Source organism: Amycolatopsis sp. NPDC051071 (assembly GCF_040682875.1).
In the GTDB taxonomy this organism is placed as follows: Bacteria; Actinomycetota; Actinomycetes; order Mycobacteriales; family Pseudonocardiaceae; genus Amycolatopsis.
This window is the reverse complement of record NZ_JBFBBY010000083.1, coordinates 1-18348: the sequence shown is the minus strand read 5'-3', so window position 1 is coordinate 18348 and position 18348 is coordinate 1. Positions and strand designations below refer to the sequence as shown.

Here is an 18348-nt window from a genome sequence, read left to right as displayed (position 1 = left end):
CCTCTCGCCCTCTCTCCGCGATTAGTCCTCTAGTTGCGGTACTTGTATGCGCAAGTACCGCAACTAGAGGACTAATGAGGGGTAAGGCGACGTCCCGCTGCGCCATCCCTGCGTCACATACCGTGTTGATGTTGGTCGACTATTGACACGAAGCACCCGCTGGTGTGTGATCTGAACCATAGATAGGAAAGTTTCCTAACTAAAACTCCGCTCCCCGCCGGGCCTCGTCCGGTCCGCCGTTGTACCTCCCTAATCCGACTTCACGCATGGAGGCTCCAGTGGCACCCCGACCACCGTGGCGCGCGCTTCTCACGTGCACCGCCGCGACGGCGATCACCTTCGCCGTCCTGCCGGCTCTGCCCGCCGGCGCGGCACCGACCGATTACGAATCCGAAGTTTCGACGATCTCCCAAGGCGCCGTCGAGGCGAACCACGCGGGCTATTCCGGCACCGGGTTCGTGAACTTCGACAACGTCGCCGGCAGCTATGTCGAGTACACGGTGAACGCCGCGCATGCCGGAACCCAGACGCTGACTTTCCGCTACGCCAACGGAACCACGGTCGACCGGCCGGTCGCGCTTGCCGTCAACGGCACTGCCGCCGGGACACTTTCGTTCCCCGGCACCGGCGCGTGGACGACCTGGAAGACCGTCACGAAGGACGTCGCGCTGGCCGCCGGGGCCAACAAAATCCGCACCACGTCGACGACCGCGAACGGCGGTCCCAACGCGGACAAGCTCACCGCGAGCGGAGTGGCCGACGCCGAAGCGCCGACCCCGCCCAAGAACCTGGCAGCCAAGGACATCAAGGCCCGCAGCGCCACCTTCACCTGGGAGGCCGCGACCGACAACGTCGGCGTCGTCCGCTACGAGGTCATGCGCGGCGGCAACATCCTCAAGACCGTCAACGGGAACACCCTCACCGCGACCGTCGACAACCTGACGCCGAACACCGCCTACGACATCTCGGTCGGCGCCTTCGACGCGGCCGGAAACCCTTCGCAGCAAAGCAATGTCGTACAGTTCACGACGCCGCCCAGCGGGGACACCACACCACCGACCATCCCGGGGAACCCACGCTCGACGTCGGTGACCGCGAACAGTGTCTCCTTGGCGTGGAACGCTTCCACCGATGACAGCGGCACCATCGCGGGTTACGACGTCTATCAGGGCACCACGAAGGTCGCGACGACGCCTTCACTCGAAGCCACGATCACCGGGCTGACGGCGAACACCTCGTACACCTTCACGGTCAAGGCGCGGGACCTCGACAGCAACGCCTCCGCGGCGAGCACCGCGGTGACGGCCAAGACCAGCGGCAACGCGGGCGGCGGAATTCCGGAGTACGACAAGGACATCACCAAGGTCGACCTCGCCTGGTCCGTCGACTTCCTGCCGGACGGCACGGCACTCGCGACCGAACGGGACCGGTTCGAGATCCTGCGGATCACGCCGTCGGGCCAGAAGACCACGGTGGGCAAGGTTCCCGGCGCTGTCGGCACCAACGGCGAGGGTGGCCTGCTCGGCATCGCGATCTCGCCGAACTACGCCACCGATCACGCGATCTACCTGTACCACACGGCTTCCGGTGACAACCGGGTCGTGAAGATGACCTACGACAACGGAACGCTGTCCTCGACGTCGACTCCGGTACTCACCGGGATCGCGAAGAACCGTTACCACAACGGCGGAAGGCTTCGCTTCGGCCCGGACGGCAAGCTCTACGTCACCGCGGGCGACGGGCAGAACAAGGACACCGCCCAGAACAAGGGTGCGCTCAACGGGAAGATCTTGCGGGTCAATCCCGACGGTTCGGCGCCGGGTGACAACCCGTTCTTCTCCACCGGCGGCAACGCCCGGTACGTCTGGAGCTTCGGGCACCGCAACCCGCAGGGCCTGGCGTGGGATTCCCGCGGCCAGCTGTGGGCCTCGGAGTTCGGCGACGGCAAGCTGGACGAGCTCAACCTGATCCAGAAGGGCGGCAACTTCGGCTGGCCGCAGTGTGAAGGCACCGAGGGCACCTGCGGTGGCACGGTCGCGCCGAAGAAGACCTGGCCGACCAGTTCCGGCGGGCCGAGCGGGATCGAGATCGTCAACGACTGGGTCTACGTCGCGGCGGTCACCAGCGAGCAGCTGTTCGCCACGCAAATCAACGCGGCGGGCACCGGCGTCGGTTCGGTGCAGTCGCTGTTCTCCGGCCGCTGGGGCAGGCTCCGCTCGGTCACCAAGACCCCGGACGGCGGCCTGTGGGTCACCTCGACCAACGCGGACAAGAACGGCGGCACACCCAGCGGGATCGACAATCTGGTGGTGCGCTTGAAGTTCCCTGGCACCTCGCAGCCCGGTGCGTTCAAGCTGACCAGCTCCGCGTTCGCCGACAACGCGTCCATCCCCGGCAAGTACACCTGCTCCGGTGACGGCACCGCGGGCCAGGACACGTCCCCGCCGCTGACGTGGGGTGCCGGGACCACGGGTGCCAAGGGATACGCGGTCGTCTTCGCGGATGTGGCCAACAGCGGCAACAAACTGCACTGGGCGATCTGGGACATCCCGGCGTCGTCGGGGTCCACAGTGTCGCTGCCCGAAGGTCTGGGCGCGGGCTTCACCGTCCCGAACCAGAACGGTGCCAAGCAGAAGGCCATGGGCAGCGGGGCGAACTCGCAGAAGTACTTCGGCCCCTGCCCCGGCGGCTCCAGTCACCCGTACACGTTCACCCTGTACGCGCTGAACACGGCGACCGTGCCGGGCCTGACCTCGTCCTCGACGATGGCGCAGATCGAGACGGCGATCAAGAACGCCTCGAGTGCCAACGTCAAACTGCGCGGCAATTCCAACGCCGCGACCTGAGTCGCGGTCGGGGTGTCCGGAGCGGCGCCGGGCACCCCGGCCGTATCCACGGTGAACGCCGAAAATCGCCACCCCGTCCGGGATTTCCCGGCGGGGTGGCGTTTTCGTGGGAAACAACCACGTTGACGCGGAGTCAGCCGAACGGCAGGATCATGGTCAGCAGGCTGTCCTGGTCGGGGCCCAGAAAGAGACACCTGCGGCGAACTGGGGAGAAGAATGCGTAATCTCAAGCGATTCCTCGTGTCCATGACCGTCCTCGCCGGATTCTCGGCCTTGTTCAGCGCGCCGGCCGCACAGGCGGACGAGCGTGTCGACATCGGGCAGTTGTCGCTGCGCCCGGCGCACGTGCGCGGGGCGGGTTTCAGCGCGCAGCAGCAGGCGTACCTGATCGGCCCGGCCTCCGACCAGAGCCGTTGCCTGGACGCGGATCTGGGCACCATCAACGGAAACGGCACCAAGGTCCAGCTCTGGACCTGCATCATCGGTCCGGACAACACCATTCCGGCGAACCAGGCCTGGTACGTCACCCAGATCCCCGAGGGCCACTACCGGTTCCAGAACGTCCAGAATGGACGTTACCTGGACGCCGACCTCGGCTCGATCGGCCGCAACGGCACCAAGGTCCAGCTTTGGGACTACATGGCGGGCGGATCGAACCAGTGGTTCACCGTCACCGAGAACCCCGAGGGTTACCTGCGCCTGCAGAACGTGCGCAGCGGCCGCTACCTCGACTCCGACCTCGGCACGGCGGGCCGCGACGGCGGCGTCGTGCAGCTGTGGGACTACGTGGCGGGTGCCAAGAACCAGTGGTGGTTCTGATGCGGGCCTTCGCGAGAAGGCTCACCGTTCTCAGTACGGCGCTCCTCGTGGCGGTGACCGGGCTGCAAGCGACCGCGCAGGCCGCACCTGAAGGAGCAGCGGCGGACTGCTACTGGCGTCAGACCAAACTGCCGATGCCGTCCGGGATCGACTACGCCTACATCGACGGTTCCGCCGGCACGGAGTGGATCGTCGGTAACGGCAGTAATTATCCCGAGCCCGGTTACGGGATCATCTGGCACAACGGGCAGCCACGGATCATGCTGCGCTTCCGCGACGGTGGTTGGAACAACACCCGGGACATCAACCGGAACGGCGTGGTCGTGGGGCGAAGGTTGCCGATTCCCGTGAATCCACTCCGTATGTGTACAAGACGTTCTACCGCTGGCTTCCGGCACCGGAGACCGGACACACCTTCGCCGCCTGGCTCAACGATCGCGGCGACATCACCGGTTTCGTGGACGTCGCGGGGAAGACCCAGATCGTCTACTGGCCGTCGGGAAGCACGGGTTACCGGATCCTCGGGGACGGGTTCCCGGTCGGTATCGACGAAACGGGACGCGTGGTGTCCTCGACCGGCGAGATCTACCACGCCGACGGCACCACGGGCAGGTTGCGGACCCCGGACGGTCTCACCGGGATCGTCGCGTCGCAATTCGACGAAGGGGTGACAGCGGGACACGGCATCGATTCGGCGGGCGGCCGCGTGGGCGTGGTGTGGGACGCCGTTGGCAACGTGGTCACGACCATTCCCGGCGCGACCGCCAAGGCCGCCAACGCACGAGGAGTCGTACTCGGCTTCCATGGCGCCTCTTCAGGGAGCTCGGTGAGCGTCTGGCGCACCGGGGAGACCGAGACGACGATCACCGGCCCCAGGCCGAATTTCTCGGACGTACCCCATCCCTTCAGTTCGAACGCGGCGGTGACCGCGGACGGCGCGATCATCGCCACGCCGATGGGCTTGCCCGAGCCTTCGTACTGGCGCTGCTCCTGAGTGCGTGACGTCCGGTCCTTCACCGGCCTCTAGACTTCGGCCGGTGAAGGACTGGACGTTCTGCCCGCGCTGCGGAAACCGGACCCGGCTCGCTGGTGACGGCAAGGAGACTCATGTCGAGTGCCCCGCGTGCGGCTTCACCAAATACGACAACCCGCTGCCGACCACGGTCGCTCTCGTCGTCGACGGCGAGGAGATCCTGTTGCTGCGCAGGGCACACCAGCCCCGCAAGGGCAGCTGGGACACCGTCGGCGGGTTCCTCTCCGGCACCGAGACCGCCGAGGAGAACCTCGTCCGCGAGGGTCTCGAAGAGATCGGCTGCGAACTCCGGAACCTCAAGTTCGCCGGATCGTATTCGTCGGCCTACGGCGACACCGGCCTGGTGACGCTCGGGCTCGCCTTCACCTGCGAACTCCCGCCGGACGCGGAAATCGTGCTGTCGGAAGAGAATTCCGAGTACGCCTGGTTCCCGCTGGCAGACCGGCCGCCGCTCGCCTTCGCCGACGGCGAGGCCGCCGCAACCGAACTCACCAGCCGAACAAGTTCCGCATGATCCGCCCGCATCGCTCGGTCATCGCCGCCGCGTCCTGATCCGGCTGGTCGATCCACCAGCTGATCAGCGAATCGACCACGCCGGTCCACACCTGGGCGATCGCCTCGATGTCGCGTTCGTCGTCCAGCCCGCGTGACCGCATCAGCTGGGCGGCGCCGATCAGCGCGAACCCGTCCAGCCGGAAGCGGTAGTCGGTCGCGACGCCGGCGATCTCGCCGGTCGAGGGCACCGTCGGGTCGCGGAGGAGCTTCCAGGCGTAGCGGTCATGGTCGAATGTCTCGAAAATGGCCGAAAGCACCGCCAGCGGCATCCGCTCTGGCGGCTCGCTCTCCTCCGCCATCGTCTCGGCGACGCCTTCGGTCAGCCTGTCCCCCGCCCGGTGCAGGCAGGCGAGGTACAACCCGTCCTTTGAGCCGAAGTACTGGTACAGCAAGGGTTTCGTGACACCGACCCGGCGCGCGATCTCCACCATCGACGCCCCGGCGTACCCGTTCTTGCCGAACTCCTCCGTACCGGCGCGCACGATCTGGGTTTCCCGCTCTTCGCGGGGCACGCCCTTCGTGCCGACGGCCCTTGCTTCTGTCACGGCGGTTATCTTACCCTCAGGTAAGTGACCCAAAGGTAAGTTACCTGAAGGTCAGATCACGAGAGGTCGAGACAGGAGAGGCGTGTGGCGGATTTTCTTGCCCATTTGAGTGATCCGGTGCTGCTGGCGACACCGGTGTTCCTGCTGTTCGTCGCGATCGAGATCCTCGCGCTGCATGTGCTCGGCCACGACGACAACGTCATCGGCTACAGCGTCAAGGACACCCGGACCAGCATGTCCATGGGTGCGGTGGCGGTGGTGATCAACGGCGTCTTCCGGATCTTCATGCTGTTCGTGTTCGCCGCGCTCTACGAACTGGCGCCGGTGAAATTCAGCCATGGCGACTGGTGGACCTGGGTGCTGATGCTGCTCGGCCAGGAACTCGTCTTCTACGCCTACCACCGGGCCAGTCACCGCGTCCGGGTCATGTGGGCGGGCCACCAGGTGCACCATTCGAGTGAGCACTACAACTTCTCGACCGCGCTGCGGCAGAAGTGGACCCCGTACTTCCAGCTGCCGTTCTGGTCGATCCTCGCGTTCGCCGGGATCCCGCCGTGGATGATCCTCACCGGACTGTCGATCGACCTCGTCTACCAGTTCTTCGTGCATACGGAGAAGATCCGGAAGCTGCCACGCTGGTTCGAGTACGTGTTCAACACACCGTCACACCATCGTGTGCACCACGGCAGCGACCAGGAGTACCTGGACGCGAACTACGGCGGCATCCTGATCATCTGGGACCGGATGTTCGGCAGCTTCGTCCCCGAAGGCAAACGGCCGACCTACGGCCTGACCAAGAACATCGAGACCCACAACCTGCTCAAGGTCGGTTTCCATGAATACGGCTCGATCCTGCGCGACGTCCGCGCGGCCGGATCGTGGCGGGACAAACTCGGCTACGTCTTCGGCCCACCGGGCTGGCAGCCCGCGAACGCCTTGAGCCACGCGGGAAGTTAGGCCGTCTTCCTCAGCACCGACGAGAGGCTCGCCAGTGGCGGCCGCTGCGTGCACATCACGTCGGTGAGCACCATTTCCTCACTCGACGCCCGCACCGGAACTGGGCGAGCAAGGTCGACGGCGGCGCGGCGGTGATCAGGCGGCCGTCACCACCGAGACCCGCGTGCCGCGTTTGGCGGCGACCAGTCACGGCGGAAACCGTCGCCTTACGCCGGCCGGGCGCAGGTAACAGCCGAGTTCGCCCGCGGGCCGGCGCTGTGGCGTGGCAATCCGGCATGGTGGTTCCACTCGGGACGCAATGCCACGTAAATGCCTTTCAGGGCACGGAACGTGCGCTATGTTGCCTACCGTTATCCATCCAGTTCGGGGAGGCAGGGCAATCTTTACCTACGAGTTCGCCACCGTGGAATGGATCTGGGCCGAATCGTCCATCAGGGTCAACTTGCCCGGCGGCGAGGAGCGGCTCTTGCCTGGCAGCTACAACGAGGCCGTCACGGTACTGTCCGGCTTAGGCGGTCAGGGCTGGGATGTGGCCACCTGCGCGGGCGCCGGAAACTGGTTGCTGTGGACGCTACGGCGACAGCACTGACCGGGTGACCGCCTAGGGCGTGTCTGGCAAATCTGGTCGATGGGGTTCGTGATCCAGGCTGCCCCTGGTGGTGCGGGCCCTTCGGCCTCGTACTGGACGTACTCGGTCGAAGGGCCTGCGCCGCCAGGGGCCGCCTGGGCGCGAAGACCGCGACCAGATTTGCCAGACACGCCCTAGGCCAGCGCGGCGGAAAGCGCCTCGCCCGTGCGGCGCTTGGCCAGGTAGAACGCCGCTTCGTGCGGTTTGGCCCCGTTGTCGACGGTGTAACCGCTGTCGAGGACACCGTCGGCGCCGGGGAACATCCGGCTCAGATCCGGTTTGGCGGCGACGAGGTCGTCGCGGTCGGCCAGGTTCACCCAGCGCGCGACGCCGGGCGGGACGGACGGCGGCTGCGGGCGGGTCCGTTCGTAGACCACCGTGCGCAGGCCGAGCGGCGAGCCGAGGGTGAGCAGCAACGGCAGCGGACGGCCGTGCAGATGAGCGGCCTCGTAGGCGACGACGGAACCGAGCGAATGTCCGATGATCACCTGGGTCTCCGGCCCGATGTGCTCGGCGACCCGCTCCTGCACCCGCGTCCGGATCGTCTCGTCGGTGAGGTACAGCGTCACCTGCCGCAGCGCCTTCAGCACCACACGCTCGGCGAACGCGACGCCGAGGCGGGCGAACGGCCGCAGGCGCACCAGCGCGTTCAGCACCGGACGGGCGGCGGCACGGACGCCTTGGTATTCCTCGGACAAGCCACCCAGATGGGCCAATTCGACCCTGGCCCGGTTCCGGTCGGTCTCGCGGGACGCCGAAAAGGCCGCGTTATGCAGCCACTCCGCCGCCAGCGCCTCGGCGACCCACCATTCGTCCACGGTCAGTTCGTCGGCGCCGCCCTGCTGGCCGTCGCGGAGGAAAAGGTCGCCGTAGAAGGCCATCCGGGCGGCGCCTGGCCGGGAATCGCGCCACAGGTCGTCGGCCAGCGCGGGGTCACCGGCGAGCCGGACCCCGCCTGCCAGGCTCGGCAGCCATTCCGCCTCGAGGGTGTCCGCGGACTTCTGTTCCTGGGCGATGCCGTGCACCAGAACGATCCGGGCCATGGCGCACAGTATCGCCGAAGTGCTTGCCGGTGCACCGCGGATGAGACAAAGTGATCTCCGTGGGAGAGCGGAGGTCGTTGGTCGTCGCGTCGCAGTGCGCTTCGTTGAACCTTCTTTCGTTTCTCCCGGACGTCGGTCGCGACGTCTCGGCGGCGCTGCTCGATCCCGAGATCGGTGGCTGCGTCCCCGCTCTCGCGGACGGACGGGGCCTGCTCGTCGACCCGACGATGGTCGAACTCGACGACGCGCTGGTCGAGGCTTTCGAGCGCGCGTCGGAAGACGAGGCGACACTTTTCCTTTCGCTCGTCGGGCACGGCGAGTACGCCGACGACGACTTCTACTTCCTCACCAAGGAAACCAGCCTGCCGGTGGACAGCCGGAAATCGTTCCTGTTCGCCCAGCGGATCAAAGAACTCCTCGGCCGCTACTCCACGCTCGACGGGCTCGTGATCCTGCTGGACACCTGCCACGCGGGCATCGGCGCACTCCAGGCCGGGCAACGCTGGCTGCGGATCGTCGGCGAGGCCGGCAAGCGGTTCGATCTGCTCACCGCGTCGGACAACCGTGTCGCGGCCAACGGCTGCTTCAGCCGCTCCCTGGTCACCGTGCTGCGCTCGGGGCACGCGAGCCTCGGCGAACGCGTGCGGTGCGCGGATCTCAAGCGGGTCATCACCGGACTGTGCCCGATGCAGACCGCCGTCCACCTGGGTTTCGACGGCACTCGCGAGGTGGCCGACGCCGATCAGGGCCTCTGGCTCGCCCTCAACTCCTCCCCCACCTGGCGCCGTTCGCCGCTCGGGGGCAATCCCGCCGCCCCCGATATCGAACGGCTGACCGCGAACTACCGGCAGAACCCGCAACTCGGGGCGACCGTCGGGCATCTGCTCACCGGGGCCCGCCTGGTCGCGATCGCCGGTGACGCCGGTGCCGGGAAGTCGGCCATGCTGGCCGCGCTCGCCCGGCCGTCGGTGGCCGGTTCCTATGTACCGCCGGACTTCCTGCACGCCGTGCTGTTCGCCTCCCGCGGCCAGACCGCGGAACAGATCGCGCGGGAACTGGCACGTCAATTGCGGCGCACCGTCCCCGGTTTCACCGAAGCGGGCGAGGCGTTCCTCAACGGCCTCGATGACGACGCACGCAGTGGCGCAAGCGCTTTCGATCTGGTGATCCTCGGTCCACTTCGGACACTTGCTCCACAGTGGACGGATGGCCCGCTGCGGATCGCGGTGGACGGCCTCGACGATCTCGACCCCGACGTCGCCTCGCGACTGGCCGGCCTCGTGTGGAGCCTGTCCACCGATCCGGAACTCTCCTGGGTGAAGACGGTGGTGGCGACCCGGGCCCCGAAGGACCTTCCGGCCGCGACCGTGGTGCGGCTGGTCCCGGTGCCCCCGCCCTGGAAGCCACCCAGTCTCGATCCTCCCGTCATCTCCGAGCCAGGGCCGCAGGGACGGCCGGACGAGCGGGTGCCGTCGACGATCGACTGGATGGACGGCCGGGAAAACGACACCGGCTCGCCCACCTCGCCGAAGATCACGCCCGCCACGCTGATCATCGACGTCCCCGGACATCCGCCTGCCAGCCACGAACTCTCCTATGGGCTCACCACGCTCGGCCGCAGCAGGCGCGCCGCCCTCCGCGTCAGCGATTCACGCGTTTCCCGGCTCCACTGCGAAATCCGGTGGGACGGTACGACCGCGTGGCTGTCCGATCTCGACTCCGCCAACGGCACCCTCGTCAACGGGCGGCGGGTGCTGAACGCCGTCCTCGCACACCGCGACGTCATCAAGCTCGGCGACGCGAAGGTCACCTTCATCAGCGTCACCCAGGAAGAGGCCTGGCCGGCGGCGGACGAAGACACCGACGACGACACACCGCGGCCCGCGCGGACGATCCTGCTGGACCTGCTGCACCTGGCCGCGGCACGCGGTCCGATCCCGATCTCGATCCTGACCAAAGCGAGCGCGGCGAGCGGTGGTCCGGGCAAAACGGTGCACGTGCGGGACATCCTCGCCGGTCTCGGTGACGCCGTCAGCCGGGCCCAGGCCGGACTGGCGACGGAAACCGTGCTGTGGACGGGCGATCTGCCGGAAGTGACGGGACACGATCGACTCGCGGCGGCGACCGTCGACGTCGAGCCGCTTTCCAGCGACGAAGAGCCGACGCCCGAGCAGGCCTACGCCGCCGCCAACGAAGCCGAGTACCTGTGGCTCGCGGGCCTCCACGAGGACGCCGTCCGTTCTCTGGAGCGCAGGGCGTCCTGGATCCCGGTGGAGAACCGGGAACGCTGGGCCGCGTGGGCGGCACGTGCGGTTCGCGAACTCGGGGAAGACCACCGGATCACCTTGCGCTGCAAGGCCCGGCACGCGACGTGGACGGGCAAGGCCGGTGACGCGGCCGGAGCACTCGGCCGGTTCGAGAGCCTGTTGCAGGCCGCTGTCGACGCGTTCGGCGCGGGCGACGAGGACGTGCTGAGCGTCCGGAACAACATCGGGCACCTGCTCGGCGAACTGGACCGGCCGGAAGACTCACGCGCCGCGTTCGAAGCCCTGGTCCGGGACGCGACCGGCTCGCTGGGTCCGAGTCACCGGGAAACCCTGCACGCCCGGCATCTCCTCGCCGTCGCGACCGGCAAGACCGGAGACGGCGCCGAAGCCCTGCGGCTGAGCCGGGAACTGTTGCCCCGAGCGAAAAACGCGTTGGGCGACGATGTGATCGTCATGCACATCCGGCACAACATCGCCTTCTGGAGCGCATTGGCCGAGGACGCGCCTCCTGCGGTGCTGGAGTACGGACGGCTCCTGGCGGAGGCGCGAGAACGGCTGGGCGACAGGCATCCCGACGTCCTCGACCTCCGCTTCGGCCAGGCGCTGGTTCGAGCCAAAGCCGGTCAGATCACCGAAGCGCTCTCGGAGTGGTCATTGCTACTGGACGACTCCGTCGAGGTCCGGGGTGAACGGCATCCGGAAACGGCGAAAGTCCGGGAACAGCTCGCGCACTGGCGTCCCCGGGAGTCGTGAGCAGCACTGCGGCGACGTTGCGAAAGTGGCTTTCGCAACACCCGCAAGTAGTCCTCTGGTTGCGGTGAATGCGCGTGCATGGATCGCAACCAGAGGACGAAACGCGGAAGGTCAGGCCTCGTCGTCGTCTTCCAGCATGTCCGGGGTCACCGCGGATTCGGTGTCCGGGATGCCTTGTTCCTTCGCCTTTTTGTCGGCCATGGCGAGCAGGCGGCGAATCCGGCCGGCGACGGCGTCCTTGGTCATCTGCGGGTCGGAAAGCTGGCCCAGCTCTTCGAGTGAGGCCTGCCGGTTCGACAGCCGCAGTTTGCCGGCGGCGAGCAGGTGGTCCGGGGCGGATTCGCCGAGGATGTCCAGCGCGCGTTCGACCCTGGCCGCGGCGGCGACGGCCGCGCGGGCCGAGCGCCGGAGGTTCGCGTCGTCGAAGTTCGCGAGCCGGTTCGCGGTGGCACGCACCTCGCGGCGCATCCGCCGTTCTTCCCACGCGAGCACGCTCGTGTGGGCGCCAAGCCGGGTCAGCAGGGCGCCGATGGCGTCACCGTCACGCACGACGACGCGGTCCGCGCCGCGGACCTCGCGCGACTTCGCCTGGATGCCCATCCGCCGGGCGGCGCCGACGAGCGCCAGCGCGGCCTCGGGGCCGGGGCAGGTGACTTCGAGCGACGACGAGCGGCCGGGCTCGGTGAGCGAACCGTGCGCCAGGAACGCGCCACGCCAGGCGGCTTCCGCGTCGGCGACGCCACCGGAGACGACGGCGGCGGGCAGCCCGCGTACCGGACGGCCGCGCTGGTCGATCAGGCCGGTCTGCCGCGCGAGGCCCTCGCCGTCCTTGACCACCCGGACGACGTACCGCGTGCCCTTGCGCAAGCCGCTGGAAGAGATGACGTGGACGTCGGACTGGTGTCCGTACAGTTCGTGGATCTCCTTACGAAGCCGCCTCGCCACCGAACCGGTGTCCAGTTCGGCCTCCACCACGACGCGGCCCGCCACGATGTGCAGCCCGCCCGCGAATCGCAGCATCGACGCGACCTCCGCGCGGCGCGGGCCGATCTTGGTGATCTCCAGCCGGCTCAGCTCGTCCTTCACGGCGGCGGTCATCGCCATCGCTGCCCCTCCATACCTTCAGCTCCTCCCCCGGTGAGACCGAGAGCGTCCCGCATACAGCTCGCGAGCGCATGAGGATCATGCCGCCCCGTCACGACCGGGTCAGCCACCGCCCCCAGCAACGCCCGCGCGCCGAGTCTCCCGGCCGCGTCCCGCAACCGGGCTGGTGAGGGCACCGAGTCACCGTCGGCGATGACCGCGTCCACCCGTAGTTCCGGGGCGTGCTCGAAGAGTACGTCCAGATGCTTCTCCGGAGAGAATCCCGCCGTCTCCCCCGGCTGGGGGATCAGATTGAGGATCACCACCTTCGTGGCATCCGTCCGTAGCAGCGCGTCATACAGGTCCGGCACCAGCAGATGGGGGAGCACACTGGTGAACCACGACCCCGGACCGAGGAAGACGACGTCCGCGCCGAGCACCGCTTCGATCGCTTCGTCGCAGCCTCGCGGCGGGCGGTCGGCCTGACCCGACGGGTGCAGGCTGATCCGGTGTACCTGCCCGGGAGTCGTCGCCACCGCCACCTGACCCCGGATCCGCCTGAGTGCCGAAGGATCGTCGGCGTCCAGACCCGAGACCTCGCCTTGGATTTCCAGCGGTTCGGGTGACATCGGCAGTACCCGGCCGGAGATGCCCATCAGCCTGCTCGCCTCGTCGAGTGCGGCGACCGGGTCACCGAGCACCTCGAACAGGCCTGCCAGCAACAGGTTCCCGACCGCGTGCCCGGCGAGCGCGCCGTCACCGCCGAAACGGTGCTGGAACACCTCCGCCCACAACGTCCCGCCGTCCTCGGCGGCGAACGCGGCGAACGCCTGCCGCAGGTCACCCGGCGGCAACAGCCCGAGTTCCCGGCGCAGCCTGCCGGACGAGCCCCCGTCGTCCGCGACGGTGACCACGGCGGTGACCTGCGAGGTCACCCGGCGCAACGCGGTGAGGGTGGCGTGCAGGCCGTGCCCGCCGCCCAGCGCGACCGCGCGCAGCTCGCTACTCGCGGCCAAGGTCGCGGTGCACCACCTTCACGGCCATACCGTCCTCATTGGACAGACGCTGGGCGAGTTCCTCGGAAATGGCGACGCTGCGGTGCTTTCCGCCGGTGCAGCCGACGGCCAGCGTCAGGTACCGCTTGCCCTCACGCTTGTACCCGGCACCGATCAGGCGCAGCAGCTGGTGGTAGCGGTCGAGGAACTCGTCCGCGCCTTCCTGGCTGAGCACGTAGTTGCGGACCTCACCTTCGAGACCGGTGTGATCGCGCAGTTCCGGGATCCAGAACGGGTTCGGCAGGAACCGGACGTCCATCACCAGATCCGCGTCCATCGGCAGGCCGTACTTGTAACCAAAGGAGAGCACGGTGACGCGGGTCTGCGTGCCGGCCTCGGAGCCGAACGCGTCCTCGATCTTGGCACGCAGGTCGTGCACCGAAAGCGACGACGTGTCGAGCACGAGGTCGGCCTCTTCCCGCAGCGGCTCCAGTAGCGTGCGCTCCGCGGTGATGCCGTCGGCGAGCCGCCCGTCGCCCTGCATCGGGTGCCCGCGGCGGACGGCCTCGAACCGGCGCACCAGCACCGCGTCGGTGGCCTCCAGGAACAACACGCGCGGCTTGTACCCGCGAGCGTCGAGGTCCTTGATGACCGACGCCAGGTCGTCGGTGAACGCGCGCGAGCGTACGTCCATCACGACCGCGACCTTGGTGATCGCGCCCCGCGCCTGCGCGCCGAGCTCGACCATGGTGGCGATCAGTTCGGGTGGCAGGTTGTCCACCACGAACCAGCCAAGGTCCTCCAGGCATTTCGCGGCGGTACTGCGGCCCGCGCCGGACAGCCCGGAGACGACCGCGACCTCCATTCCGGAACCGCGGCCTTCTTCTTGCGCACTCACGATGGTCCTTTCCCCGATCACGTACCGGACTCCCCCGCCGTCGTCGTCGCCGCTGCGCCTGATGCGTCCTCAGCGGGAAAACGTGCTTCGGACTCCCCTGCGAGTGCCGCGACGACCGCTTCCGCGGTGCGCCTGCCGAAGCCGGGCACCGCCTCGATCTCCTCGATCCTTGCTTCGCGGAGTTTCCGCACCGAGCCGAAATGCTTGATCAGCGCGGTACGGCGAGCCTGCCCCAGTCCGGGCACACCGTCCAATGCGGACACCTGCATCCGCTTGGATCGCTTCTCCCGGTGATAGCGGATGGCGAACCGGTGTGCCTCGTCACGCAGCCGCTGCAGCAGATACAGCGCGTCGGAGGTACGCGGAAGGATCACCGGATCGGGATCGCCCGGCAGCCAGACCTCCTCCAGCCGCTTCGCCAAGCCGACCACGGTCAGATCGGTGATGCCGAGTTCGGAGAGCACGTCCGCGGCCGCGGTGGCCTGCGGACCCGCGCCGTCGACGACGAGCAGGTTCGGCGCGTAGGCGAATTTGCGTGGCTTACCGGTCTCCGGGTCGATGCCCGGCCTGTCCGGATCGACCGGCACGTCCTCGGCCGTTTCCTTGAGATAGCGGGAAAACCGGCGGCGGACGACTTCGGCGATCGACGCGACGTCGCCTTCCTCCGCGGCCTCGCGCAGCGCGAAACGCCGGTACTCGGACTTACGCGGGATGCCGTCCTCGAACACCACGAGCGACGCGACCACGTCACTGCCCTGGATATGGCTGATGTCGACGCATTCGATGCGCAGCGGCGCGGTTTCCAGCGCCAGGTAGTCCTGCAGTTCCGCGAGCGCGGCCGAGCGCGCGGTGAGGTCGCCGGCGCGGCGCAGCTTGTGCTGAGTGAACGCCTCGCCCGCGTTGCGCGTCACCGTCTCCGCGAGTGCGCGTTTGTCACCGCGCTGCGGCACCCGCAGGCTCACCCGCGACCCGCGCAGCCCGGAAAGCCACTCACCCAGCGCCTCGGCGTCGGCGGGTAGTTCGGGGACCAGCACCTCGCGGGGCACCGGCGACCCGAGTTCGGGGTCGTCCGCGCGTTCGGCCTCTTCGCCGTAGAACTGCGAGAGGAAGTGGTCGACGAGATCCTTGACGTCCATCTCCTCGGCCTTGTCGATCACCCAGCCGCGCTGGCCGCGGACCCGGCCGCCGCGCACGTGGAAGACCTGGACAGCGGCTTCGAGTTCGTCGTGGGCGAAGGCGACGACGTCGGCGTCCGTGCCGTCGCCGAGCACGACCGCCTGCTTCTCCATCGCGCGCCGCAGTGCACCGAGGTCGTCACGCAGCCGGGCCGCGCGCTCGAACTCCAGCTCTTCGGACGCGGCCGCCATTTCCTGCTCCAGGCGGCGGATCAGCGCGTCGGTGCGGCCGGCGAGGAAGTCGCAGAAGTCCTCGACGATGTCACGGTGCTCCTCGGCGGACACCTTGCCGACGCACGGCGCGGAGCATTTGCCGATGTAGCCGAGCAGGCAGGGCCTGCCGATCTGGCCGTGCCGTTTGAAGACGCCTGCCGTGCAGGTGCGCGCCGGGAAGACCCGCAGCAGCAGGTCGAGCGTCTCGCGGATGGCCCAGGCGTGCGCATACGGGCCGAAGTACCGCACACCCTTCTTGCGCGCACCGCGGTAGACGTGCAGGCGCGGGAACTCCTCGTTCATGGTGACGGCGAGGACCGGGTAGCTCTTGTCGTCGCGGTACCGGACGTTGAACCGCGGGTCGAACGCCTTGATCCAGTTGTACTCGAGCTGGAGCGCCTCGACCTCGGTGCCCACGACGGTCCACTCGACGCTCGCCGCCGTCGTCACCATCTGGCGGGTGCGCGGGTGCAAGCCGGTGATGTCGGCGAAGTAGGAGTTCAGCCGGCTACGGAGGCTTTTCGCCTTGCCGACGTAAATGACCCTCTTCGTGGCGTCACGAAATTTGTACACGCCGGGCGCGTCCGGGATGCTCCCCGGCGAAGGACGGTAGGTGGTCGGGTCAGCCACGTTGCCAAGCCTATGGGGCACCACCGACAGTCTTGCGAGCCCCCATGCTCTAGTACTCGTCCGGGTGACGATTACCACGATGCGGTCCGTATTTCACTACGTATACCGACCTAAGTCGGATATTCGGCCGGAACCGACGTTCGTGGGTTCCTAACGGGTGAACCGGGTGATTACTTTCCGTCCCAGTTCCATTTCACTCGGTTCTTCGTCAGATGACGCTCGAAAGGACTCCTGCACCGTGAGCCGTCTTCGTACGCTGGGCGCCGCCACCCTCGCCGCCGCAGCCCTCACCATGACCGCCGGAGCGGTCGCCTCCGCGGGCACCCCCACCGGTGTCCAGCCGAACATCGTGGGCGGCGGCACCGCCCCCACCGTGAGCTGGGGCGCCCAGGTCTACGTCAACACCCCGGGCCGTCAGTGGGACGGGTTCAACTGCTCCGGCAGCGTCATCGCCCAGCGCTGGGTGCTGACCGCCAAGCACTGCCTCGACTCCGACGGCACCGGCATGCGGGTCCGCGTCGGCAGCAACCAGCTGCAGGGCGGCCGCGTGATCGCCGTCGACCGCAAGGTGTCCTCGCCCGCGGGCTCCGACCTCTCGCTGCTGCACCTGGCCTCCGACGCCGGCGTCACGCCGATCGGGCTGGCCGGCTCGAACCCGTCGGTCGGGTCCACCAACCAGCTATACGGCTGGGGCCGTGAGACCCCGACCGGCCCGCCCGCCTCGGCGCTGAAGGTGGCCAACGTCCGCGTCAGCGGCAGCTCGTCCGACGCCTACGGCGGCCCGGCCATCCAGAGCGTCGGCATCAACGGTTCGGCGTGGAAGGGCGACTCGGGCGGCCCCCAGGTCTCCAACGGCGTCCAGGTCGGCGTCGCTTCGACCGTGCAGAACCAGAGCGGCTCGAACACCCGCGGCACCAACAACTACGGCAGCGTCGCTTCGGCCCGCTCCTGGATCCGCACGACCGCCGGGGTCTGACCTCACACCCCCGGCGGGGCCCCTCCGAGACGCGACCCGTCTCGGAGGGGCCCTTTCTCGTCGTCATGTCGGTGGGGTGTGGGACGCTCGCGGGCATGCGGATCGCGACCTGGAACGTGAACTCGATCGGGCCCCGGCTGCCGAGGGTGCTCGACTGGCTCGGCTCGGTACAACCGGACGTGCTGTGCCTGCAAGAACTCAAATGCGGCACCGACGCGTTCCCCTTCGACGCCGTGCGGGAACTGGGCTACGAGACGGCCGCCTACGGCATCGGACGCTGGAACGGCGTCGCCATCGTGTCCCGCGTCGGCGTTGAGGACGTCACGCGCGGGCTGACCGGCGAGCCCACGTTCCAGGACAAGACCGACGCGCGGGCCATCGGCGCCACCTGCGGCGGGGTGCGACTGTGGTCGGTGTACGTGCCCAACGGGCGAGAACTGGACAACCCGCACTACACCTACAAACTGAACTGGCTCTCGGCGCTGGAAGCGACCGTGCGCGAAGAGATGACGCGAGGCCTGCCGTTCGCGGTACTCGGCGACTTCAACATCGCACCCGCCGACATCGACGTCTGGGACATCGGCGTGTTCGCCGAATCGACGCACGTGACCGAGCCGGAGCGGAAGGCACTGGCCGCACTGCGGGACCTCGGGTTGTCCGACGTGTTCCCGCGGCCGCTGAAGTACGACCACCCGTTCACGTACTGGGACTACCGGGCCGGGAATTTCCCGAACAACAAGGGAATGCGGATCGACCTCGTGTACGCCGACGCCCGTGTCGCCGGCGGGGTGACGGATTCCTATGTGGACCGTGACGCGCGGAAGGGCAAGGGGCCGTCGGACCACGCTCCGATCGTGGTGGACTTCGGGCTCTGAGGGCTTTGTCTCGCGCCGTGTCATGAGGGGTCCCCATAGGACGAATTTCGTCCTATG

The 18348-nt window shown here is 68.1% G+C and carries 14 protein-coding genes; 8 read left to right on the top strand and 6 right to left on the bottom strand.

The features are described from left to right. The first annotated feature begins 278 nt into the window (after positions 1 to 278). The 4 genes from AB0M65_RS24820 to AB0M65_RS24805 all read left to right on the top strand — a co-directional run bounded on the left by AB0M65_RS24820 (position 279) and on the right by AB0M65_RS24805 (position 5212). A complete protein-coding gene (locus tag AB0M65_RS24820; RefSeq protein WP_364031891.1) occupies positions 279 to 2846 on the top strand; it encodes a PQQ-dependent sugar dehydrogenase in 2568 nt (855 codons plus the stop codon). Between the two features lie 216 nt (positions 2847 to 3062). Then, positions 3063 to 3665, top strand: coding sequence for an RICIN domain-containing protein (locus AB0M65_RS24815; RefSeq protein WP_364031888.1), 603 nt, complete (start codon positions 3063 to 3065; stop codon positions 3663 to 3665). Between the two features lie 364 nt (positions 3666 to 4029). Continuing rightward, positions 4030 to 4659, top strand: a complete 630-nt coding sequence (locus tag AB0M65_RS24810) for a hypothetical protein (protein WP_364031885.1) — start codon at positions 4030 to 4032, stop codon at positions 4657 to 4659. A gap of 43 nt (positions 4660 to 4702) precedes the next feature. Next, positions 4703 to 5212: an NUDIX domain-containing protein gene (locus tag AB0M65_RS24805; protein ID WP_364031882.1), complete on the top strand. Its 510-nt coding sequence runs from the start codon at positions 4703 to 4705 to the stop codon at positions 5210 to 5212. On the opposite strand, the gene AB0M65_RS24800 is transcribed toward AB0M65_RS24805, so the two are convergent. Then, the gene (locus AB0M65_RS24800; protein ID WP_364031879.1) at positions 5187 to 5798 is read right to left on the bottom strand and encodes a TetR/AcrR family transcriptional regulator; all 612 of its coding nucleotides are present in this window, start codon (positions 5796 to 5798) and stop codon (positions 5187 to 5189) included. The genes AB0M65_RS24805 and AB0M65_RS24800 overlap by 26 nt on opposite strands. Positions 5799 to 5882: 84 nt before the next feature. Between AB0M65_RS24800 and AB0M65_RS24795 the strand changes: the two genes are divergently transcribed. Beyond that, positions 5883 to 6755: a sterol desaturase family protein gene (locus tag AB0M65_RS24795; RefSeq protein WP_364031876.1), complete on the top strand. Its 873-nt coding sequence runs from the start codon at positions 5883 to 5885 to the stop codon at positions 6753 to 6755. 762 nt (positions 6756 to 7517) lie between these two features. Here AB0M65_RS24795 and AB0M65_RS24790 read toward each other — a convergent pair. Then, positions 7518 to 8426, bottom strand: coding sequence for a hypothetical protein (locus tag AB0M65_RS24790; protein WP_364031873.1), 909 nt, complete (start codon positions 8424 to 8426; stop codon positions 7518 to 7520). Between the two features lie 50 nt (positions 8427 to 8476). Here AB0M65_RS24790 and AB0M65_RS24785 point away from each other — a divergent pair, with 50 nt between their 5' ends. Continuing rightward, positions 8477 to 11446 (top strand): FHA domain-containing protein, encoded by a 2970-nt coding sequence (locus AB0M65_RS24785; RefSeq protein ID WP_364031870.1) that lies wholly within the window; start codon positions 8477 to 8479, stop codon positions 11444 to 11446. A 111-nt stretch (positions 11447 to 11557) separates the two neighbouring features. Here AB0M65_RS24785 and whiA read toward each other — a convergent pair whose 3' ends face one another. The 4 genes from whiA to uvrC are packed head-to-tail and all read right to left on the bottom strand — an operon-like array spanning position 11558 to position 16440. Then, positions 11558 to 12550 carry a DNA-binding protein WhiA gene (whiA, locus tag AB0M65_RS24780; protein WP_364031867.1) on the bottom strand — a complete coding sequence of 331 codons (993 nt, stop codon included), beginning with the start codon at positions 12548 to 12550 and terminating at the stop codon, positions 11558 to 11560. Further along, on the bottom strand, positions 12541 to 13527 hold the full coding sequence (yvcK, locus tag AB0M65_RS24775) for a uridine diphosphate-N-acetylglucosamine-binding protein YvcK (protein ID WP_364031933.1): 987 nt from the start codon (positions 13525 to 13527) through the stop codon (positions 12541 to 12543). The genes whiA and yvcK overlap by 10 nt, the downstream gene beginning before the upstream one ends. 4 nt (positions 13528 to 13531) lie before the next feature. Then, positions 13532 to 14389 (bottom strand): RNase adapter RapZ, encoded by an 858-nt coding sequence (rapZ, locus tag AB0M65_RS24770; protein WP_076163800.1) that lies wholly within the window; start codon positions 14387 to 14389, stop codon positions 13532 to 13534. 50 nt (positions 14390 to 14439) lie between these two features. Then, positions 14440 to 16440 (bottom strand): excinuclease ABC subunit UvrC, encoded by a 2001-nt coding sequence (gene uvrC, locus AB0M65_RS24765; protein ID WP_364031864.1) that lies wholly within the window; start codon positions 16438 to 16440, stop codon positions 14440 to 14442. A gap of 238 nt (positions 16441 to 16678) precedes the next feature. Between uvrC and AB0M65_RS24760 the strand changes: the two genes are divergently transcribed. Further along, complete coding sequence (locus tag AB0M65_RS24760) at positions 16679 to 17416, top strand: trypsin-like serine protease (RefSeq protein ID WP_364031861.1); 738 nt, start codon at positions 16679 to 16681, stop codon at positions 17414 to 17416. 95 nt (positions 17417 to 17511) lie between these two features. Further along, on the top strand, positions 17512 to 18291 hold the full coding sequence (locus tag AB0M65_RS24755) for an exodeoxyribonuclease III (protein ID WP_364031858.1): 780 nt from the start codon (positions 17512 to 17514) through the stop codon (positions 18289 to 18291). The last annotated feature ends 57 nt before the right edge of the window (positions 18292 to 18348 follow it).